This window comes from Staphylococcus borealis (assembly GCF_001224225.1).
Classification (GTDB): Bacteria; Bacillota; Bacilli; order Staphylococcales; family Staphylococcaceae; genus Staphylococcus; species Staphylococcus borealis.
The window spans coordinates 14,001-34,817 of sequence record NZ_CUEE01000004.1; the positions used below are offsets into that span (position 1 = coordinate 14,001).

Below are 20,817 nucleotides of genomic sequence, written 5' to 3' on the forward strand. Positions count from 1 at the left end.
GACTCGAATGAAGCGTTTAAGCCAAATTATTTAGTTTTCTTTTTGTTACTACGTACTGATGTTAACCAACCGATAACAACTAATAGAATCATAACTGTCCAGAAAATAGCTTGCCATAATGTACTATGAGGGAAGTGTTCAGGTAAAATACCGATGTCTTCATGTGCAAGTACAATGACAACTAATTTAATACCTACCCATCCTACAATTGCAAAGGCAGCACCTTCTAAGCCAGGGTATTTGTTTAATAAGTCAACAAACCATGTAGCAGCAAAACGCATTAAAATAACACCGATCATGCCACCAATAAACATAACTGAGAATTGACCTAAGTCCATGCCACCAAAATGAATGCCAACTGTTGGTAATGTAACAGCAATAGCCATGGCAGCTAACATAGAATCAATAGCAAAAGCGATATCTGCAAATTCAACTTTTAACACAGTACCCCAGAATTGCATTGGTCCGACTTTCTTTTCAACACCATCATCGTCAAAATGATGATCATCACCTTCAGGTTGATCTTCGTGTTTTTTATGGAAAAATTGCCACAGATTTCTTATAGACATGAAAATTAAATATGCGGCACCCAGTGCTTGAATAAACCAGAAATTAGCAATAATACTAATTAAGAATAAGGCAAGAAAACGAAATACAAATGCACCTAGTAAACCATAAAATAAAGCTCTTTTACGTTGTTCAGGTGGTAAATGTTTAACCATAACGGCCATAACAACAGCATTATCAGCTGCTAATAGCCCTTCTAAAAATACAAGAACGAGAATTACCCACAAGTAAGGTAAAATTAAACTCGGATCCATAGTGGACAGCTCCTTTTTGTTTGAATACAAATAAAGAGACCTATGCTAAATAATAGCAAAGGTCTCACTTAGCAAATAATTGCCCACTTTACCGGAAGTCCATACTTCGTAATGACGATAAAGTGCTAATCATCAAATGTAATGATGATTCTCAAGTTACTCCCCTCTGACAACTTGTCATAGGTATTCATTTGTTAAGTGTATTATACACCATACGCCATATAAATAAACCATTTGCGTTCAATAAATTGTAAAATTTAAAGAGATGAGCTCGTTGTTAATACCCTTCTTTTTCAATCGTATGCTTATAAAAGACTATACAATTTAATTTCTGGGAATTTTTCTTCGAACCATCGTGTTGCAAATTCATTTTCGAATAAGAAAACAAAATTATCATATCTATCTTTTACTAATATTGAGCGAGATGTGTTCATTTTGTCTTGAATATCATCTTCATTTTCAATCCAACGCGCAATTTTTCTACCGACGGGTTCCATTACAACATCAACATTGTATTCATTTTTCATACGGTGTTCAAATACTTCAAATTGTAGTTGTCCTACGGCACCTAAAATAATTTGATTCGTATGAAGCGTTTTATAGTATTGGATTGCACCTTCTTGAACAAGTTGTTCAATCCCTTTATGGAAATGTTTTTGTTTCATTACGTTTTTAGCTGAAACTTTCATAAATATTTCCGGAGTAAATTGTGGTAAGTCTTGGAAACTATATTTTTGTTTACCACCAACTAATGTGTCTCCAATTTGATAGTTACCTGTGTCATATAAACCAATGATATCTCCGGCTACGGCATGGTTCACTGTTTCTTTATCGTCAGCCATAAATGATGTTGAACGTGTGATTTTTTGTTTTTTATTCGTACGTTGTAAAGTTACGTCCATACCACGTTCAAATGCGCCACTTACGACACGCATAAATGCAATTCTGTCACGATGTTTAGGATCCATATTGGCTTGTATTTTAAAGATAAATCCAGAAAATTCATCATCGAAAGGACTTACTTCAACTTCTTCATTTGTTTGACGTGCATTCGGCATAGGTGCATAATCAACGTAGGCATTCAAGAAGTTTTGTACACCAAAGTTAGCTAAAGCAGAACCGAAGAACACCGGTGTCAGTTCACCATTCAATAGCGTATCATTATCAAAGTCTTCACCCGCTTCTTCTACGAGCATGAATTCTTCAATCGCTTGCGCAAATGCACTGTCATTACTAATGGGATGTGATTCTTGTAATTCATAATCATCATTTAAGTGTAAGACATTTTCTTCATCTCTAAAAGGTTCGATTGACTTTGAATCACGGTCAATAATACCAAAGAAATTTTGCCCCATACCAATTGGCCAATTCATAGGGTACGTATCGATGTTTAATGTTTCTTCAATTTCATCTAATAATTCAAATGGCTCTTTACCTACACGGTCTAATTTATTGATAAATGTAAAAATCGGAATACCTCTCATTTTACATACTTTAAATAATTTCAAGGTTTGTGGTTCAATACCTTTGGCACAGTCAATAACCATTACCGCACTATCCACTGCCATTAATGTTCGGTAAGTATCTTCTGAGAAGTCTTCGTGTCCTGGTGTATCTAGAATATTAATTTTGTAGTCATCATAATCAAATTGCATAACTGAACTTGTTACTGAGATACCACGTTCTTGTTCGACTTTCATCCAGTCACTTGTTGCAAATTTCCCTGTTTTTTTACCTTTAACTGTACCCGCTTCTCTTATAGCACCACTAAAATATAATAACTTTTCAGTCAATGTCGTTTTACCAGCATCTGGGTGAGAGATGATGGCGAACGTCTTTCTTGATTCAACTTCTTCTTTTAAACTCATCTATTAATCTCCTTTAAAATCATTCGCAATCCATTTTGTTAAATTTGAAGCAATATGTATCGCTGCTTCTTCATCTACAAATGCAAATAGTTGCATTATTAATTCTTCTTTAATGTCGTCACTATCCATATGTACATCTAGTTCTATTGACCACAATACATCAGGTATAGCTATCATGATTTGCTCTGTTGCTTCAATAATACATAGATATGCATTAACAATTTCACCATTAATAGTTAATTGTTTAATGTTCACCAGAGCCACCGCCAAATTTCTTGTATGCTGCTTCCAGTCCAATTAAATCATCTCTATGAGGTACCTTAACATGTCCAGGCATGATTTGATATGGTTCTCTTCCTTTAGAAGCTAATACGACTGTATCTCCTGGTTCGGCCACATCAATGGCGTGTCTAATACCTTCAGCTCTGTCCTCAAATTCAATGTAATGATCATGTGTGGCACCTTTAGCGAGTTCAGCTGTCAACATTTTAGGATCATCATTAGCTGGATTATCTGGTGTGAATATAACATAATCTGCCCTACATGCTACTGCACCCATTTCAGGTGTCTTAGTTAAGTCACGTTCTCCAGCCATACCAATTAAAAAGATTAATTTCTGTTTTACGAAAGGTTTCACAGCATCTATTAATTTATTCATTCCATCCGCTGTATGTGCATAGTCAATAATTAAATCTATCGGTAACGATGGATCAAGCACTTCTAAACGACCTTCAACTGGCTCTAAAGTTTCAACCACCTTAACAATATCTTCCATTGACGTACCCTTACTCCAAACAGCAATCATGGCAGCCATGATATTTGAAATATTAAATTTACCTACATATGGGGTTTTAACATTATAAGTACCAATAGGTGTAACAAAATCAAACTGAACACCTTGTAAAGATTCTTGAATATTGGTAGCCATAAATTGCGCATCGTGATCTATACCATACGTAAAAATTTCATATGGTGTCACTGACGCCAAGTACTCAGAGAATGCGTCATCATTGTTGACAATGGCATACTTCTCTTTCGATAAATCTTCTCCTAATTGACTAAATAATAATGATTTAGCGTGACCGTAAGCTTCCATTGTGCCATGGAAATCTAAATGATCTTGTGTCAAATTAGAGAATACCGCTACATCAAATTCAACGCCTCTTAATCTTCCTAATGATAAGCCGTGGCTAGATACTTCCATAGTCATAACTTCCGCATCTTCATCGACAGCTTGTTTAATCTTTTTAGTCAAAGAGACTGTTTCTGGTGTCGTGTTTGCACCTTTAGTTTTATATTCGTTGATTTGGAAACCATTCGTTCCTAAATATGCACTACCTTTGCCTAATCCTCTATAAATAAGATGGATCATCGTAGCAATTGAAGTTTTACCATTTGTCCCTGTTACACCAATTGTCGTTAATTGATGGCTCGGATAGTCATATAGTGTATGCGCTAATAAGCTAGCAACTCTTAATGTATCTGGTACAATAACTTGCGTTACGTTCCCGCTAATGTCTTGTTGTTGATTAACTACAATGACTTTTGCGCCTTGATCTACAACATTCTGACAAAATCTATGGCTATCTACCGTGTAACCTTTTGATGCGACGAATATACTTCCTTCACTTGCGGTACGTGAATCTGTAGTGATATCTGTAACATTTATATCTAAAGTACCTATTACTTGTTTTACTCGTATTTTTTCGAACAACTCATTCGCATTCAAAATGTATCGCTCCTTTTTTTACAATAAGTTTATTATACACGTTTTGAAGTTGTTGATAAATTTATAATCATTAAAATATTAGTTTTAACCTCACACTCAATATATGAATCAATAAAGTGAAGAAATTATTAATTAAGCGTTAATTATTTTAAAATTTCCTATATATATCACTACAATTCAATACATTTAAATATATTAGTGCTAGGATAGTGATATAAAGATGATGTTAACTTCGTTAGTATGCTATAATGCACTATAAATGAAATTTATACTGTTAATAAAGGATATAAATATAATACGATAACTGAGTATCCGTATTTAATGCTATTGCAGTTCGCATTAAATACGTTAATGCGTATTTTAAATTTAAATTAATGGAGGGTGACTATTAATGGTTACTCAAAATAAAAAGATATTGATTATTACCGGCTCATTTGGAAACGGACATTTACAGGTGACTCAAAGTGTTGTTGATCAACTTAACGAAATGAACTTGTCTCACCTTTCAGTTATTGAGCATGACTTGTTTATGGAAGCACATCCAATTTTAACTTCTATTTGCAAAAAATGGTATATCAATAGCTTTAAATATTTTAGAAATATGTATAAGAACTTTTATTATAGTCGCCCTGATGAGTTAGATAAATGTTTTTATAAATATTATGGATTAAATAAATTGATCAATTTGCTGCTTAAAGAAAAGCCAGACTTAATCTTATTGACGTTCCCTACACCAGTAATGTCAGTGTTGACTGAGCAATTTAACATGAACATTCCAATTGCAACGGTTATGACAGATTATCGTTTGCAAAAAAACTGGATAACGCCTAATTCTCATCGATATTATGTCGCTACTGAAGATACTAAGCGTGATTTTATCAATGCAGGTATTCCAGCTTCTGATATCAAAGTAACTGGCATACCAATTTCTGATAAGTTCGAATCTGATATCGATAAAGTAGTTTGGTTACAAAAGCATCATTTAAATCCTGATAAACCAACTATTTTAATGTCTGCAGGCGCATTTGGCGTTTCTAAAGGATTTGACTATATGATTGATAGTATCCTGAAGAAGAGTCCTCAATCACAAATCGTGATGATTTGCGGACGTAGTAAAGCACTAAAACGTACTTTAGAAGCACAATTTAAGTCATATGATAACGTACTCATTCTAGGTTATACCAAACATATGAATGAATGGATGGCTTCAAGTCAACTTATGATTACAAAACCAGGTGGGATTACAATTTCTGAAGGTTTAACACGTAGTTTACCAATGATATTTTTAAATCCAGCGCCAGGTCAAGAACTTGAAAACGCATTGTATTTCCAAGATAAATCATACGGAAAAATTGCAAACACACCTGAGGAAGCTATCGAAATTGTTTCTGACTTAACTAATCATGAAGAACGATTACAAGCAATGACTAATAAAATGACTGAAGAAAAAGTTGATCATTCAACCTATAGATTATGTACCGATTTACTAAATATCCTGGACAGTTCATCACAGCAACAGGAAATTTACGGAAAGGTACCTTTGTATGCCAAATTCTTCGTTAAGTAGTAAAGGAATTAGTAACAACTTTAAGATAATGCTCGTTATTTTATTCTTAATGGAATTTGCAAGAGGGATGTATGTATTAAGTTACGTTAATTACTTACCAACCGTTACTTCGATTGCAGTAGCAGTAACATCAGCAGCATTATCAATTCACTTTATATCCGATGCAGCAACAAATTTTGTCATTGGATTCCTCTTAAAAAAATTTGGTACTAAGCTAGTATTAACCCTAGGATTTTTATTAGCTTTTATGAGTTTATTCTTAGTCATTTGGTTTCCAGCTAACCCTATAGTAATCATTATTAGTGCAATCATGCTAGGTATCGCAGTTAGCCCTATATGGGTCATCATGTTATCAAGTGTAGAAGAAGCACAGCGTGGTAAACAAATGGGTTATGTCTACTTTTCTTGGTTGTTAGGTTTACTTGTTGGTTGGGCGTTTATGAATGTATTAGTTAAAATACATCCAACTCGATTTGCATTTATGATGTCACTCGTCGTAGTTATTGCATGGGTGTTGTATTATTTTGTTGACGTTAAATTAACAAATTATAATACGAAACCTGTGAGTGAACAATTAGGACAAATTGTCAACGTTATGAAGCGCCATTTGGTATTATTCCCGGGCATTTTGTTACAAGGTGCATCTATCTCAGCGTTGTTACCTATACTACCAACATATGCGACAAAGGTAGTTGGTGTTAGTACAATTGAGTATACCGTTGCCATTGCTATCGGTGGCGCAGGTTGTGCGATTTCAATGCTATTTTTATCTAAGATTATCGATAAAAATAGTAAAGGATTTATGTATGCCGTTATTTTTGTAGGCTTTTTACTATTTACAGCATTTATCTTCGGTTTATCACTAGTAACCAATATTGTTGTCGTATGGATCGTAGCAATATTTATAGGATTAATGTATGGCATATTATTACCAGCATGGAATACATTTATGGCAGGACAAATTGACCCCGCTGAACAAGAGGAAACTTGGGGCGTCTTTAACAGCGTTCAAGGCTTTGGCTCTATGATTGGTCCTTTATTTGGTGGTTTAATCGCTCAATTTTCTAACGGGCTAAGTAATACATTTTACTTTTCTGCCGCGATCTTTTTAATATTGGCTATTTTCTACGGCATTTATTTTATTAAGCGCCGAGGCAAAGTAAATCGTATATAATATAAAACACTAAAAAATCTAGTTAACGTGCAAACAATGTACATTAACTAGATTTTATTTTACTTATTATTTACAATTACGCTAATTTGAAAGTATCAATCACTTTCCATTTATCTTCATCCTCGTCATAGCGTAACAATGAAAGTTCTTCAATATTTTCTTTAAGGTCTACCCCTACTAATTCTACTTGACCAAATATATCTTCAAATTCTTGGCTTGTTAAACCTTGAGCAATTGTAAAGTGCGGTACAAATGGATGCTCCGCTTCACCATGAAAATCTTCAGTATTAAATAAATTGAAAAGCTGTTCTAATTCGTCAGTTTTAGCAACTTTAAAATAAATCACATTGTTAGTTGGTTTAAAACTTGAAGCTTTTGTTGCATGTACTTCAACTGGTTTAAAACCTTCTAATCTTTTTTTAACTTCTTCTTTTACTGAATCTAATTCATCATCATTGATTTCAAAGTGTGACTTGATCGTGATATGAGGCATGATACGTGCATATTCAGTATCATAACGTTTACGATAACCGTTCACTTCATCTTGAAATGATTTTGACGGAATTAATGCTAATCCTATATTCATTTAAATTCCTCCTTTGTTTAACATATTACCATTATAGCAAAATTCTATATTTTACGTTATTAGTTAGCAGAATTTTTTGAAAAGGTTTACAATAATTAAATATTTCAATTCGTATCATCAATAAATCATTTTACAACCCGACACTGTACCCTGATTCCCCTTTTCCTAATAAAACGAATTAAACTTCATCTGATGGTGCCGTTACTTCATCACCAAGAAAATACGTTAGTACATCTGGTAATAATGGCTTCCAAGATTTCCAATTATGCCCGCCTTCAAACTCTAAATAATGGTAGGTCACACCCTTATCTTTAATCACATCTGCAAGCGCTCTATTTGGTGTTAAAAAGTTCGCACGTTCTCCCGTTGTTGGTAAAGCAAAATCTTCCTCTTCTAACCCTATCGCATGCCAAATAGATAATTCATTATACTGTAAGCAATGATTAAATTTATCTATAACTGTAGCATCTGAATGTGGACTAAGCATTGCAATTTGACTGAATATGGTTGGATACGTTAATGCAGTTAATAGTGCTATACTGCCTGCAAGACTATCTCCCATTAAAATTCTGGCGTTTCCTACTTTATAGGTTGGAAACGTATGATCAATAAATGGTAGTAACTCTTTACCTACGGCTTGTATCGTCTTCTGACTTCTACTTCCTTGTGGATGAAACTCTTCTCGACGCTTATCAACATCTTCATAATGGAAACCGACAATAATTGCGCGTTGAATTTCATCCTCTCTTCTTAAACGTTCATATTCACGTTGAAGTCTTCCAAATCTTAAAAAATCTAACCCGTCAAAACAAATAATGACTTGATATTTGAATAGTTCAGAATAATCTTCAGGCAAATATACTGATAATGTAACATCTCTTTCTAAGATATGACTATGTAAGATATGTTTATTAATTTTGCCTGCTTTAAAATTCGACATGACATTGACGCCCCCTAAATAGAATATACTCATTGTATCAAGTTCACGATGACTTTTAAATCTCTGAAAAAAACAAATGTTTCATATTCATGAAATTTGGTAATTTAATCATAGTTATTAGGGAAAGAAGACGATTTAATACGGATAGGCTAGGACCTCCTTTTCCCTATCTTGCTTTGCTTGTGGAATTTCTTTGCGAAATTCTCTGTGCTGGGGCCCACCCCAGCTTGCTTTGCTTGTGGAATTTCTTTGTGAAATTCTCTGTGCTGGGGCCCACCCTAGCTTGCTTTGCTTGTGGAATTTCTTTGTGAAATTCTCTGTGCTGGGGCCCACCCCAGCTTGCTTTGCTTGTGGAATTTCTTTGCGAAATTCTCTGTGCTGGGGCCCCACCGTATTTTAATTTGAAAGTTGTGGTGTTGTTTTAGGTTTGTTGAAGGTTTGGTTTACGTATCTAAATTTAGGTGTGATGCATTTCTGTGTATTTCTTGAAGTTAAAATTTCCCTTTTTAACATGTCTTAATTGATATATACTTAATAAATAGTGAACAAATGAAAATAGGAGGACGTAAGCATATGCTTAACAAAGTTTGGTTTCGAACAGGTATTGCCCTAATTATCTTGTTCGTGCTAATTAAATTGTTTATGGAAGTACAAAGCGTTTTTGCACCTATTGTAACCATTATTGGTTCTGTGTTTCTTCCATTTATGATTAGCGGATTTTTATTTTATATCTGCTTACCTTTTCAAAATATTCTTGAAAAGTGGGGATTCCCACGTTGGGCAAGTATTACAACCATCTTTATTGGTTTAATTGCTATCATTGCAATCGTTGTCGCATTTATAGCACCAATCATTATTTCGAATGTGAACAGCTTAATTAAAGCGGCACCATCATTACAAAAAGAGGCTGAACAGATTGTTAATTTCTCACTTACTCAAATGGATAAACTTCCAAGTGACGTAACAGATAGAATTAATTCAGCCGTTAAATCAATGAGTGACAGTTTGACAGGTATTTTAGCCAACTCATTCTCTTACATTACGTCATTTATTTCAACTGTCTTCTTACTTATCATGGTCCCGTTCTTCTTAATTTACATGTTAAAAGATCATGAAAAATTTATTCCTGCGCTTGCTAAATTTTTCAAAGGAGAGCGTAAAGTATTTGTAGTCGATTTAATGAAAGATTTAAACTTCACTTTAAAATCATACATTCAAGGACAAGTGACAGTAAGTGTTATCCTAGGGGTTATTTTATATATTGGTTATACAATTATAGGCTTACCTTACACACCTTTATTAGTACTATTTGCCGGTGTAGCTAACTTAATTCCTTTCTTAGGACCATGGTTATCTTTTGCACCTGCAGGCATACTAGGTATTATTGATGGCCCTACTACATTTATTTGGGTTTGTGTGGTGACATTAATCGCGCAACAACTTGAAGGTAACGTCATTACGCCGAATGTTATGGGTAAATCTTTGAGTATTCACCCACTTACTATCATTGTAGTTATTTTAGCTGCAGGAGATTTAGGTGGCTTTACACTTATTTTAATTGCCGTCCCTCTTTATGCAGTACTTAAGACCCTCGCAAGCAATGTCTTTAAATATCGTCAACGTATTATTGATAAAGCGAATAGCGACGTCAAAGATTAATTTGATACAAATGTATAATATATTTTAGGAGTAGGTTTGAATTTATTACGAATTCAAATCTACTCCCTTTTTTAGAAAAAAAGAGAACGGGACAGAATTTAAAATAAATTCGTTGTCCCGCTCCCATATTAAATGTATTCATTATTTTATTGCGTGGAAACCACTATCTACGTGAATGTTCTCTCCAGTCACACCGCTTGAGAAATCACTTAATAAATAAGCAGCTGTTTTACCTACTTCTTCTTGATCTACATTTCGTCTTAATGGTGCACGTTCTTCAATTTCTTTAAGGATTGTATTGAAGCCACCGACACCTTTAGCACTTAATGTACGAATTGGACCTGCAGAGATAGCATTAACACGAATATTATCTGGACCTAAATCATAGGCTAAATATTTCACATTCGCTTCTAAACTTGCTTTCGCTACGCCCATAACGTTATAGTTTTGAACAGCAAATTCGCCACCAAGATATGTTGTTGCAACAATACTACCACCATTTGGCATTAATTTCTTCGCTTCATGTGCAACAATTGTTAATGAATAAGAGCTGATATCTTGAGCAAGTAAGAAACCTTCTCTTGATGTTTCTGAGAAACGGCCACGTAAATCTTCGATATTAGCAAAAGCGATAGAATGATATACACCATCAATATTGCCTACTTCTTCGCCAATTTTCGCGAAACCATTGACTACATCTTCATCTTTTTGAACATCAATTTGATATAGTTTAGGATCTTCTTGATTTAATTGTTCTAATAATTTTTCTAATTCTTTGCGGCTACGGTCTTTACGATACGTGAAAACAAGTTTAGCCCCTAATTGATCTAATACCTTTGCAACACCAAATCCGATACTACGTTTATTAGCAATACCCATAATTACGAAGGTTTTATTTTCAAGGTTAATCATTCGAAATAACTCCTTAATCATCGATTTTTTATATCTTAATCTCACTGTATTAACAATGAAGACTAATCTAACATTATTATTCTACCATTTTTGCTTCATAATTATAAAGTGATATTATTACCTGGTCATATAATGAGAGAGTGGGATAGAATTCTTTTTAAATTCTCTGTCCCACTCCCTCACGTTTGTTTTTGATTTTCGTAAATCAATAATAAAACTCTAAATCTGATTTTAATTCATCAACGTACTCTTTCGAGCCCGTTACGATAAGTCTATCTTTATACCTTAATTGTGTATCACCATGAGGGACGATGGATTCATTGTTACGGATAATTCGTACAAAGATAATGTCACCGCCAAATGGGAAATTACGTAACTGAATATTTTCATATTGATGATTTAACATTTCAATTTCATATAATGATGTTTCCACATTGCTTAAAATGTTCAACATATTTGGTGTTTCGATTAAGCCTTGTAAGAAGATTTTATTACTAATGAAGTTACTGAATACTTCAATACCTTCACCTTTCATTTCTTCATCTTCATTACTGTTTTCTAATCGACAAATAACGCGCTTAACATCATGTGCTTTAGCTAATTTAGCGACTTCTCGGTTAAGACTATCATCATTAGCAGAACAAACTACAATATCTTGATTGAATAATCCTAATCTTTCTAAGAGGTGTTCCTCATAGTGTGCGATTTCAACCACAGTTATATGATCCGATAAATTACGTTTATCTCCTAAATCTTTACGATAATATAATGTCACGTTATAAAGATGTGGTGATAAATTTTGCACAATTGGAATCGTCAACTGATTCTTACCTATTAAAGCAATATCAATTTTGCGATTAGCCTCATCCGGAATTGGAAACATTTTCTTGAAAATAATTGGTACAAACACACAAGTAATAATCGCACTTAAAATAAGTATGCCTGACATTTCAGAAGATATCGTATTTAATTGTTCTGCAATTTTAGCAGAGGCAATGACTAATGATAGTGTTGACGTTAATAAAAATGCTGATGCTATTGTTGTCTTGCTGTCAAACCATCGTCGAATAAAGAAAACTGGAATTAATTTCGAAATAATAAAAGCGATAATTAATACTGGAATGATTAATAATAGTGATGGTTCTTTAATTAATGACGGAATATTTAAATCAACACCCACCATAATAAAGAAGATTGGAATAAAGAACCCATATCCAAATGAATCGAGCGTATGCACTAATTCTTCGTCTGGTTTCAGTAAAGATACAACGACGCCAGCTAAGAATGCGCCTAGTATGTATTCAGCGCCGACCCCTTCAGCAAGTGCGACTAAAAGAATGATAAGGGCAAATATTGCTCTGATACCAATTTGTGTTGTGCCACCAATTAAACGGTGTAAAAATTTCATACGCTTAAATACAACACCTAATATATAGAAAATGGCCGTAAAGACAAGCAGAATTGCTGAAAGCCATACAGAACCATTACCACTACCATTGATACCACCATATATAGTTAACAGTACCATTGTCACTAAATCGGCTAATACGGCCACTAACAATATAAATTGACCAATGGTCGTACGCATGATATTCATTTCTTTCAATGTCGGTACGACAACACCTAGTGATATCGTTGATATAATAATGATCATTAACAAGACATCATCTACTAGCCCTAACCATTTGAACGCGTACGCTAATATAACAGAAATAATCATGATAAAAGCAAACACAGTTAAGGCTAAGTTAAGATGACTTGGTACATTCTTTTCATGCTTATTAGTACCTTGTCGATTTCTTTTATCCTTTTTAAACGTACTAAAGTCAATTTCTAGCCCACTTAAAAACATTAAAAAGATAAACCCTAAAGTTGATAATATGTTCAGCATACTATCTTTATGTACTAAATTTAAAAAAGACTGACCAATAATAATCCCCATTATAATTTCAGCTACGACAACTGGTAAAAAATTGATGTTCAGCCTATTGATAATAATTGGTGTTAAAAAAGCTGCTAGAACTACAATAACTAGTGAAAAAAACTCCATTTTGTCCCCCTATGTTAAATATGACATGAATGTTGTTGCTAAACCAAAGTAAATTAACATACTTACAATATCATTTATCGTTGTAATAAATGGTCCACTGGCTACAGCTGGATCAATATTCAATTTATTCATAAACAATGGAATCATAGAACCAACTAATGTACCAACTGTCATCGCAATAGTCAGACTGCCCCCTACAATTAAAGCTAAAAATGGTTGTCTATAAATGACAACGATGATAATAAATAAGACAGTGGCACACACTAATCCTGATAGTAAGCCACTTCCCGCTTCTCTTAAAGCAACCTTAAATTTACTTTGCTCATCAATTTCTCCAGTTGAAATATTACGTACAGACACCGCTAATGATTGCGTACCAGAGTTCCCAGACATACCACTAATAATTGGTATAAATGCTGCTAACAACGCAACTTGTGATAATGTTGATTCAAAACTTCCTAATATTGTGGCAGTAATCATTCCTAAAAATGTAAGTATGATTAACCAAGGTAGTCGTTTAGTCGCGGTTTTGACAACAGAATCATTCGTAGAGTCGATATCAGATACCCCGGCTAAACGTGAGTAGTCTTCACTCGCTTCTTCATCCATGACATCTAAAATATCATCGATTGTAATAATACCTAATAAATGTTGTTGATAATCAATAACTGGCATAGCGATAAAGTCATAATCTCTCATCTTTTGTGCTACATCTTCTTGGTCATCAGCTACATTAACACTAATGACACGTTCACTCATGATATCTTCAATGTAAGCATCATTTTCTGCCACGATTAAATCTCTTAAAGATAATACACCAACTAATTGTCCGTCCGTATTTACGGCAAAAATAACATAAATTGTTTCGGCATCTGGTGCTTGTTCTTTTACTAACATTAATGCTTCTTTAACCGGTGTATTCACATCAAGCGAAATATATTCCGTCGTCATAATACCGCCGGCTGTATCTTCTTCGTAATGTAATAGATGCTTAATTTCATTTGCATCTTCACGGTTCATTAATGTTAACAAGCTAGCTACTTTCGGTTTTGACAGCTCATTTAAAATATCTACAGCATTATCGGAAGACATTTCTTCTAATACTTTACTCGCATAATGCGCATTCATCGTATCAAAGAGGTCCTCATATGCTTCATCATCAATCTCTAATTGTTCAAAGAATTCCCCAACTTCTTGTGGTGATAAAAATTCAAATATTTTTTGTCTGTTCTCATTCGTTGTATCTTCAAAGTATTCACTTTGTTCATATTCATGCATTGCTAGAAATTCTTCTCTAAAACGATCAATATCATCTTGTATTAATAACTCGTCTAACAAATTTTGGTTATAGACTTCCTCATTGTTATAGTCATTATTTTCTGTTTCTAATGACAACGTCAGCACCTCCAAATCTTATTATAATTCTGTATATATCTTGTCTAGCCATTTATAATCTATCTCTATCTCAATCTCTTTATTATAAATCGGATGTATAAATGTCACTTTATAACATTGTAAAGATTGCGTATGAATTGTAGGATGACTTCCTTCATATAAATCATCGCCTACAAGTGGATGCCCAATATAATTAAAGTGAACGCGTATTTGGTGTGTACGCCCGGTATGCAACTTAATTTCACATAGGCTCGCATTAGGTTTATGCGCAATCGCTTTATACGATGTTTTAGCGTATTTCCCCAAATGACCTACCTTCCTAGTGATAATACTTTGACTATCTCTTGCAATTGGCGCTTCTATCACACCGTCGATTGGCGTTTGACCATAACACACGCACATATATCGTTTTTCTAGAGCCATCGTCGACATTAAATGATGGATATGCCCATACTTAGCAAATACAACAATGCCACGGGTATTACGATCTAAACGTGTAACAATATGCGGTACAATCACCGAATGCGTAAATTGTCCATCATTCAAATAGTACAATACGCGTTCTATCAAACTATCATGTGGATGTTCTCTTGATGGTGTACTATTTAAATGATGCGGTTTAGAAACAATAATTAAATAATCGTCTTCATATAGCACTTCAACAGGGTTATCGGAAGGTATTAAATACGCACTAGGTATTTCTTCAGGCAACTCAATGGTTAATTCATCACCCGGCATCATCATTTTCCTAACGGTGACATGCTTATTATTAATAATTAAAGCGCCATTAAGTTTAATGGCGCTAATTGTCTTTTTAGAGTATTGATGACGCTGTAAAAAAGACTTAAGCAGTTCATTATGCTGAATCTTATATACAAATTTCATCGACCATCTTCACTCTCTATAAATGAATCATGTACCCTTTTCCAGAATGGGAATGGTCTAAATCTAGCAAATCGAACTTTCTCGTTCGCTACTCTAAATTGGATACCATTGACATTTTTATGTTTTAAACTCACATGATCAATTGTGGTAAGTATCGTGTCGTGATTAACTGGTGTGATTAAGCATGTATGATGCTTAGGCAAAACAAGTGGTGACCCCACTGTTCTAAATACTCTATTATTGATAGAAGCAATTTCAGCGATTTGCATAGCATCAAGTGAAGGATGTATTAACGCACCACCTAATGCTTTATTATAGGCAGTAGAACCTGATGGTGTTGAAATACATAATCCATCACCTCTAAAACGCTCAAATTGTTTCCCACGAATACCTACATCCACAACGAGTGTCGATCCATTTTCAGTCTTCATCGTTGCTTCATTTAAAGCTAAATAACGTGTTTCATAACCATTATCATTGTATCTCACAATAATTTCTAACAATGGATATTCAATGACTTGAAATTCAGAATTATTAATTTCGATAATTAATTTTTCCACTTCATGAGGCAACCAATCAGCATAAAATCCTAAATGGCCTGTATGTACACCGACAAACGCCACCTGTGACAACATATGACTATATTGGTGAAAAGCTTGGAGCAACGTTCCATCTCCACCTACCGAAATCACTATTTCTGGATTAACGGCATCTTCTACCATATGGAAGTCTTTCATATGATTTATCATTTTATGCTTTAATGCATTGGATTTCGAATCACCTTTTGACAAGATTGTATAACGCATCCCCACACCTCATTAGTCATGTTTTTTTGCACGTTTTTGAGAATAATATTTCTGTGCTTCTTGAATTTCATCTTTAATCTCAGACATTTCCTCGTCTAGAAGATATGCCGCTTCTGCTGCACGTTCAAGACGATGCTGAATTTCTGCTGGATAATCACCGTCATATTTATATCTAAGTGTATGTTCGATTGTAGCCCAGAAATTCATCGCTAATGTTCGAATTTGGATTTCCGCTAAAATAGCTTTCTGACCATTTAGCGTTTCAATCGGATACTCAATAATCACATGATATGAACGATAACCACTTTGTTTCGTATTATTAATATAGTCACGTTCTTCAATTACCTTGAAATCCTGGCGCTGTCTAAGCATATTAACCACAACGTCAATATCATCCACAAATTGACACATCATTCTTAGACCGGCAATATCATACATCTCTTCACGCAGTCGATCAAATGGTATACCCCTTTTATTCGCCTTATCAATAATACTCGTAATTGGTTTTACTCGACCAGTAACGAATTCAATGGGTGAAGCATCTTCTCCAACTTCATATTGCTTACGCAAACCTTTTAATTTTACCTTTAACTCATCAACGGCTTGTTTATATGGTGTTAAAAATTGATCCCATTGATTCATATTGTTTCACTCCGCTTCACTTTAGGTCAAAAGTTTCTTCAACAGCTGAAACAAACTCCTTACCATAGTTATTATTTCCTTCAACATTCTCAAGGATATAATCTAATTCCTCTTGAAAATGTTCTAATTCCAATTCATCGTTTACAATTAATTTCTTGCCTCTATTCTCATGCAACATGGACCATGTTTCTTGAACGAAAATCAAGTAATCATACGAATGTCCATCATCTAATAAGTAGGCAAATCCATAATTATCACTATCAACAAGCATTTGCCCTACTTCTACTAACCCATCAGTTGGATCTTCTGAGTAGCAATAAATGCCATCGTCTTTAATTTTAATTTCATTTACATAAATACGCATGCTTGTTCCTCCTTATTATTCTTTACTAGTTTAACATAATTCAACTGCATAACACACGTTTGAAATGCACTTATTAATCGTTTAGTCCTGTTCAATTAACGCCGTTACGTCGCCTTTAGACGCATCATTTTATAATCTATACTTTTTTGCTCATATTTACTTATTTCACACAACTTTAATTACTTTAAATTTTGATACAACTCAGTCATAATGTATTACAATAAATGGATTACGAGGTGCAAGTTATGGCTACAAATAATGAAATTGAATTCAAACAATTACTAAATAAAGACGTATACGATAAATTTAAGCATGCATTTTTTGAACATAAAGAACCTTTTACTCAAACAAACTATTATATTGATACGCCAAGTTTCACATTACGTAATCATAAGTCAGCATTACGTATTCGCGTTAAAAATGATACATACGAAATGACCTTAAAAGTACCAGCCAAAGTAGGTTTAATGGAATACAATCATATGGTGACGTATCACCCAAACACTGGTGATGTGATATCCACGCACACATTACCACATGATATTCGAGACATTATCGAATCATATGGTGTTAATGACAATGAACTCACTATATTAGGTGCACTAACAACAGCGCGTCTGGAAACAACCTATCAAGACGAATTATTAGTATTAGATAAAAGTGATTATTTCGACAAGGTTGATTATGAATTAGAATTTGAAGTTAATGATTATAACAGTGGCTTGCAGAAATTTAATAAGCTATTAAATGAATTTAATCTTGAACACACTGTACCGAAAAATAAAGTACAACGTTTCTTCGACTACAAGAACCAAATTGAGAACTAATCAAACGTCATTGTAAAAAGTCAAATTACTTTTAAATGTAAAAATTCATGTTATATTAGTAATATATTAATGGAAATTGGTGATATTATGTCTAAAACGCCATACGATATTATAGGTGAAACAGCACTCTACAATATGATTGATCATTTCTATTCTTTAGTCGAAAAAGATGATAGAATCAATCATTTGTTTCCTGGGGATTTTGCCGAAACGAGTAGAAAACAAAAACAATTTCTCACTCAATTTCTTGGTGGACCAAACCTATATACTGAAGAACACGGACATCCGATGTTAAAAAAGAGACACATGGAATTTAAAATAACAACTTACGAAAGAGATGCATGGTTAGAAAATATGCATATTGCAATAACCGATGCGCAATTTCCAGCTGGCGTCGGAGATTACTTATATGAACGATTACGTCTAACCGCAAATCACATGGTAAATTCCTAAATATAATTGAAGGTGAGTAAAACATGGCTGAAGAACTAAAAATCGTAGACAATAAAAGTCGTGAAGATGCTAATCTGTCACCTGTAAATAAAATTGAAATTTATTCATTTTTCGATCCGTTTAATGCAGATTGCTTTAAATTATCAGCGATTATTTCTAAATTAAGAATTGAATATAATCAATATATCCGTATCAGACATATTCTAAACCCTTCATTGAAAGTACTTACTAAGTGCCAAGCTCAAAGTACCTCTGATTTTGATAATATCGCCTTAGCTTATAAAGCCGCTGAATTACAAGGGCGTTTAAGAGCAGAGCGTTTTATACATTTAATGCAAAATGAAATCATCCCTAAGAAGGATATTATTACGGAAGAGATGATTTGTGACTGTATCATCAACGCAGGTTTAGATTACAATGAATTTAAAGAAGATCTACAAAAGCGCAAACTAACTGAAAGTTTAAAAATAGATTTACACATTGCTCGAGAAATGGAAATTGAACAGGCACCTTCACTTGTATTTTTCAGTGAAGATGTTCATGAGGAAGGACTCAAAGTCGAAGGATTGTATCCATATCATATATATACTTACATCATTAACGAATTAATGGGTACCCCAATTGAGAAAAATCTTCCACCAAAAATTGAGGAATATATTCAAAAGAAACAACTTGTCACTATGGAAGAATTATTAACCATTTACGAGTGGCCCGAAAAGTTATTGACCAAAGAACTAAAAAAATTGGCATTACAACAAAAAGTTGAAAAACTTCAATATCCTGAAGGCGATTTTTGGCAATCAAAAATGCCTAGAATTTAATTAAAAACAACCAATCATTGCAGAGTCGCTTTGATTGGTTGTTTTTTTTCGTTTAACTTACTTAAGGTTGTACAACCCCATTTTTTATTTTCACATTACTTCCTTTTTGAAGCTTATCAAATTGATGCTTTGGCAACACAACAACTCTATCTCCTTGCTTTGTCTTAATAGTCACTGTATATAATGTCTCTTTAGCTTTCATTTGGTGTTTTAACATATTCATTTGATAGTTAACGCTGTGTTTATGTTCTTGAGATGAATTAGCAATCATATAATAAAATAGCCAATTGTTATAGAAGTTTGTTGCCATAAATTGTGATGGTACAGAAGCATATGGACTATATTTGTAATTAGGATTTAAAAGTGCACGTGTTTGATGATTGTAGCGACTTGAATGATATGAATTTTTAACATTAGTATTATGAGCTATATTACTCGTTTTAGACGCTTGCGCTGCAGCACGTTGGCTAGACAGTCTTGATGCACGAGAAGCGTTAACTGCACTAGAGCGATTCATAGATGAACTTGAAGACGATGTCGTTCTAGTTGCTGCACTACTTGAAGATGCACTGCTTGAACTTGAAGACGATGAACTACTTGATGTGCCACCATTTGAAGTTGTAGCATGTAACTGATGATGCGTCATTTCAAACATATAAAGTAAGCTCACAATACAAATGCAACTTATCAACTTTAATATTTTGTTCACTAAGTCGTCGCCCTCCTATTTAGTTACTTGATCTTTTGAAATTACTTTTCCTTCTACATCATCATCGCCATAAGTCATATACGGTGGTCGATAGACATGTATATTTTTACCATCTTTAATGATGTAAGGTTTTTCATTACCATCGCTTAATATATGTTCATAAACATGATCTAAACTTGTGCGTTCAATATGTGGGTGCTTTTCTTTATCATTATATTTAATTTCAACATTAGGCGAATCTTCATCACCATCATTTAAGACTTCGTAATATACATACTCAAATTTTTCTGATTTCTTACTGTCATTTGATGGTTCCTTTTGTTCCCCATCGTCACAAGCAGCTAAAACGATTGTTAAGCAAATCATAGACAATAACAAAGTAAATTTTTTCATTGATACTCCCCTTTCAAATTGATTAAATATAAAATTAAATCACGACTTAATTTTAACAAATTAATATTAAAAATCATCATGTAATAGAAAAGGGAATAAAACTATTTATAAAATAAGAGATAATAAACTGAGATGGTTATTAAAAAAGTATAAAAAAAAACGCCGTGTCTGATTACACGACGCTAAACAAAGGGGATGGGAGAAATTTTTCACTTC

General features: G+C 33.7%; 21 protein-coding genes and 1 riboswitch. Of the genes, 6 read left to right on the forward strand and 15 right to left on the reverse strand.

Going from position 1 to position 20,817, the window contains the following annotated elements:
* Positions 1 to 26 precede the first annotated feature (26 nt).
* The 4 genes from AK212_RS05750 to AK212_RS05765 all read right to left on the reverse strand — a co-directional run bounded on the left by AK212_RS05750 (position 27) and on the right by AK212_RS05765 (position 4,418).
* A complete protein-coding gene (locus AK212_RS05750) occupies positions 27 to 821 on the reverse strand; it encodes a TerC family protein (RefSeq protein ID WP_053029667.1) in 795 nt (264 codons plus the stop codon).
* Between the two features lie 70 nt (positions 822 to 891).
* A riboswitch (yybP-ykoY riboswitch) is annotated at positions 892 to 998 on the reverse strand.
* Between the two features lie 128 nt (positions 999 to 1,126).
* Complete coding sequence (locus tag AK212_RS05755) at positions 1,127 to 2,689, reverse strand: peptide chain release factor 3 (protein ID WP_053029669.1); 1,563 nt, start codon at positions 2,687 to 2,689, stop codon at positions 1,127 to 1,129.
* A 3-nt stretch (positions 2,690 to 2,692) separates the two neighbouring features.
* A complete protein-coding gene (locus AK212_RS05760) occupies positions 2,693 to 2,944 on the reverse strand; it encodes a YueH family protein (RefSeq protein WP_053029674.1) in 252 nt (83 codons plus the stop codon).
* Positions 2,934 to 4,418: a UDP-N-acetylmuramoyl-L-alanyl-D-glutamate--L-lysine ligase gene (locus AK212_RS05765; protein WP_053029676.1), complete on the reverse strand. Its 1,485-nt coding sequence runs from the start codon at positions 4,416 to 4,418 to the stop codon at positions 2,934 to 2,936. The genes AK212_RS05760 and AK212_RS05765 overlap by 11 nt, the downstream gene beginning before the upstream one ends.
* A 391-nt stretch (positions 4,419 to 4,809) precedes the next feature.
* Between AK212_RS05765 and AK212_RS05770 the strand changes: the two genes are divergently transcribed.
* Positions 4,810 to 5,985, forward strand: coding sequence for a diglucosyl diacylglycerol synthase (locus AK212_RS05770; RefSeq protein WP_053029677.1), 1,176 nt, complete (start codon positions 4,810 to 4,812; stop codon positions 5,983 to 5,985).
* A complete protein-coding gene (ltaA, locus tag AK212_RS05775; RefSeq protein ID WP_053030004.1) occupies positions 5,963 to 7,159 on the forward strand; it encodes a lipoteichoic acid biosynthesis MFS flippase LtaA in 1,197 nt (398 codons plus the stop codon). Before AK212_RS05770 ends, ltaA begins: the two co-directional genes overlap by 23 nt.
* A 76-nt stretch (positions 7,160 to 7,235) precedes the next feature.
* Here the strand turns inward: ltaA and AK212_RS05780 are convergent, their stop codons facing one another.
* Both AK212_RS05780 and AK212_RS05785 read right to left on the reverse strand, forming a co-directional pair.
* Positions 7,236 to 7,745 carry a YjcG family protein gene (locus AK212_RS05780; protein ID WP_053029679.1) on the reverse strand — a complete coding sequence of 170 codons (510 nt, stop codon included), beginning with the start codon at positions 7,743 to 7,745 and terminating at the stop codon, positions 7,236 to 7,238.
* Between the two features lie 178 nt (positions 7,746 to 7,923).
* Positions 7,924 to 8,685, reverse strand: a complete 762-nt coding sequence (locus tag AK212_RS05785) for an esterase family protein (RefSeq protein ID WP_053029680.1) — start codon at positions 8,683 to 8,685, stop codon at positions 7,924 to 7,926.
* A gap of 573 nt (positions 8,686 to 9,258) precedes the next feature.
* On the opposite strand from AK212_RS05785, the gene cozEa reads away from it, so the two are divergent.
* The gene (gene cozEa, locus AK212_RS05790; protein WP_053029682.1) at positions 9,259 to 10,344 is read left to right on the forward strand and encodes a lipoteichoic acid biosynthesis protein CozEa; all 1,086 of its coding nucleotides are present in this window, start codon (positions 9,259 to 9,261) and stop codon (positions 10,342 to 10,344) included.
* A 141-nt stretch (positions 10,345 to 10,485) separates the two neighbouring features.
* On the opposite strand, the gene fabI is transcribed toward cozEa, so the two are convergent.
* The 7 genes from fabI to AK212_RS05825 all read right to left on the reverse strand — a co-directional run bounded on the left by fabI (position 10,486) and on the right by AK212_RS05825 (position 17,398).
* Positions 10,486 to 11,256: an enoyl-ACP reductase FabI gene (gene fabI, locus AK212_RS05795; protein ID WP_053029684.1), complete on the reverse strand. Its 771-nt coding sequence runs from the start codon at positions 11,254 to 11,256 to the stop codon at positions 10,486 to 10,488.
* A 205-nt stretch (positions 11,257 to 11,461) separates the two neighbouring features.
* Positions 11,462 to 13,306 (reverse strand): monovalent cation:proton antiporter family protein, encoded by a 1,845-nt coding sequence (locus tag AK212_RS05800; RefSeq protein ID WP_053029686.1) that lies wholly within the window; start codon positions 13,304 to 13,306, stop codon positions 11,462 to 11,464.
* 9 nt (positions 13,307 to 13,315) lie between these two features.
* Positions 13,316 to 14,701, reverse strand: coding sequence for a magnesium transporter (mgtE, locus tag AK212_RS05805; RefSeq protein ID WP_053029688.1), 1,386 nt, complete (start codon positions 14,699 to 14,701; stop codon positions 13,316 to 13,318).
* A 21-nt stretch (positions 14,702 to 14,722) separates the two neighbouring features.
* A complete protein-coding gene (locus tag AK212_RS05810) occupies positions 14,723 to 15,586 on the reverse strand; it encodes an RluA family pseudouridine synthase (RefSeq protein WP_053029690.1) in 864 nt (287 codons plus the stop codon).
* The gene (locus AK212_RS05815) at positions 15,583 to 16,392 is read right to left on the reverse strand and encodes an NAD kinase (RefSeq protein ID WP_053029692.1); all 810 of its coding nucleotides are present in this window, start codon (positions 16,390 to 16,392) and stop codon (positions 15,583 to 15,585) included. Before AK212_RS05815 ends, AK212_RS05810 begins: the two co-directional genes overlap by 4 nt.
* 12 nt (positions 16,393 to 16,404) lie before the next feature.
* Positions 16,405 to 17,034, reverse strand: a complete 630-nt coding sequence (gene yjbM / locus AK212_RS05820) for a GTP diphosphokinase (protein WP_011276222.1) — start codon at positions 17,032 to 17,034, stop codon at positions 16,405 to 16,407.
* A gap of 16 nt (positions 17,035 to 17,050) precedes the next feature.
* Positions 17,051 to 17,398, reverse strand: coding sequence for a UPF0738 family protein (locus AK212_RS05825; protein WP_053029695.1), 348 nt, complete (start codon positions 17,396 to 17,398; stop codon positions 17,051 to 17,053).
* A 245-nt stretch (positions 17,399 to 17,643) separates the two neighbouring features.
* Here AK212_RS05825 and AK212_RS05830 point away from each other — a divergent pair, with 245 nt between their 5' ends.
* The 3 genes from AK212_RS05830 (at position 17,644) to yjbH (ending at position 19,499) form a co-directional block, all read left to right on the forward strand.
* Entirely contained in the window at positions 17,644 to 18,225 is a 582-nt protein-coding gene (locus AK212_RS05830; RefSeq protein WP_053029697.1) for a CYTH domain-containing protein, read from the forward strand.
* 87 nt (positions 18,226 to 18,312) lie between these two features.
* Positions 18,313 to 18,678, forward strand: coding sequence for a truncated hemoglobin YjbI (locus AK212_RS05835; protein ID WP_053030005.1), 366 nt, complete (start codon positions 18,313 to 18,315; stop codon positions 18,676 to 18,678).
* 23 nt (positions 18,679 to 18,701) lie between these two features.
* Positions 18,702 to 19,499 (forward strand): protease adaptor protein YjbH, encoded by a 798-nt coding sequence (gene yjbH / locus AK212_RS05840; protein ID WP_053029700.1) that lies wholly within the window; start codon positions 18,702 to 18,704, stop codon positions 19,497 to 19,499.
* A gap of 61 nt (positions 19,500 to 19,560) precedes the next feature.
* Here yjbH and AK212_RS05845 read toward each other — a convergent pair whose 3' ends face one another.
* Together AK212_RS05845 and AK212_RS05850 are read right to left on the reverse strand one after the other, a co-directional pair.
* Complete coding sequence (locus tag AK212_RS05845; RefSeq protein ID WP_053029702.1) at positions 19,561 to 20,208, reverse strand: hypothetical protein; 648 nt, start codon at positions 20,206 to 20,208, stop codon at positions 19,561 to 19,563.
* Positions 20,209 to 20,223: 15 nt separating this feature from the next.
* Positions 20,224 to 20,601, reverse strand: coding sequence for a hypothetical protein (locus AK212_RS05850; RefSeq protein ID WP_053029704.1), 378 nt, complete (start codon positions 20,599 to 20,601; stop codon positions 20,224 to 20,226).
* Positions 20,602 to 20,817 lie beyond the last annotated feature (216 nt).

Excerpts from the sequence above, each read along its gene's own strand:
- yjbM (WP_011276222.1), bottom strand. The coding sequence starts at position 17,034 with ATGAATCAATGGGATCAATTTTTAACACCATATAAACAAGCCGTTGAT.
- AK212_RS05750 (WP_053029667.1), bottom strand. The coding sequence starts at position 821 with ATGGATCCGAGTTTAATTTTACCTTACTTGTGGGTAATTCTCGTTCTT.
- AK212_RS05780 (WP_053029679.1), bottom strand. The coding sequence starts at position 7,745 with ATGAATATAGGATTAGCATTAATTCCGTCAAAATCATTTCAAGATGAA.
- AK212_RS05770 (WP_053029677.1), top strand. The coding sequence starts at position 4,810 with ATGGTTACTCAAAATAAAAAGATATTGATTATTACCGGCTCATTTGGA.
- AK212_RS05785 (WP_053029680.1), bottom strand. The coding sequence starts at position 8,685 with ATGTCGAATTTTAAAGCAGGCAAAATTAATAAACATATCTTACATAGT.
- AK212_RS05835 (WP_053030005.1), top strand. The coding sequence starts at position 18,313 with ATGTCTAAAACGCCATACGATATTATAGGTGAAACAGCACTCTACAAT.
- yjbH (WP_053029700.1), top strand. The coding sequence starts at position 18,702 with ATGGCTGAAGAACTAAAAATCGTAGACAATAAAAGTCGTGAAGATGCT.
- ltaA (WP_053030004.1), top strand. The coding sequence starts at position 5,963 with ATGCCAAATTCTTCGTTAAGTAGTAAAGGAATTAGTAACAACTTTAAG.
- AK212_RS05830 (WP_053029697.1), top strand. The coding sequence starts at position 17,644 with ATGGCTACAAATAATGAAATTGAATTCAAACAATTACTAAATAAAGAC.
- AK212_RS05810 (WP_053029690.1), bottom strand. The coding sequence starts at position 15,586 with ATGAAATTTGTATATAAGATTCAGCATAATGAACTGCTTAAGTCTTTT.
- AK212_RS05825 (WP_053029695.1), bottom strand. The coding sequence starts at position 17,398 with ATGCGTATTTATGTAAATGAAATTAAAATTAAAGACGATGGCATTTAT.
- AK212_RS05815 (WP_053029692.1), bottom strand. The coding sequence starts at position 16,392 with ATGCGTTATACAATCTTGTCAAAAGGTGATTCGAAATCCAATGCATTA.
- cozEa (WP_053029682.1), top strand. The coding sequence starts at position 9,259 with ATGCTTAACAAAGTTTGGTTTCGAACAGGTATTGCCCTAATTATCTTG.
- AK212_RS05850 (WP_053029704.1), bottom strand. The coding sequence starts at position 20,601 with ATGAAAAAATTTACTTTGTTATTGTCTATGATTTGCTTAACAATCGTT.
- AK212_RS05755 (WP_053029669.1), bottom strand. The coding sequence starts at position 2,689 with ATGAGTTTAAAAGAAGAAGTTGAATCAAGAAAGACGTTCGCCATCATC.
- fabI (WP_053029684.1), bottom strand. The coding sequence starts at position 11,256 with ATGATTAACCTTGAAAATAAAACCTTCGTAATTATGGGTATTGCTAAT.
- AK212_RS05800 (WP_053029686.1), bottom strand. The coding sequence starts at position 13,306 with ATGGAGTTTTTTTCACTAGTTATTGTAGTTCTAGCAGCTTTTTTAACA.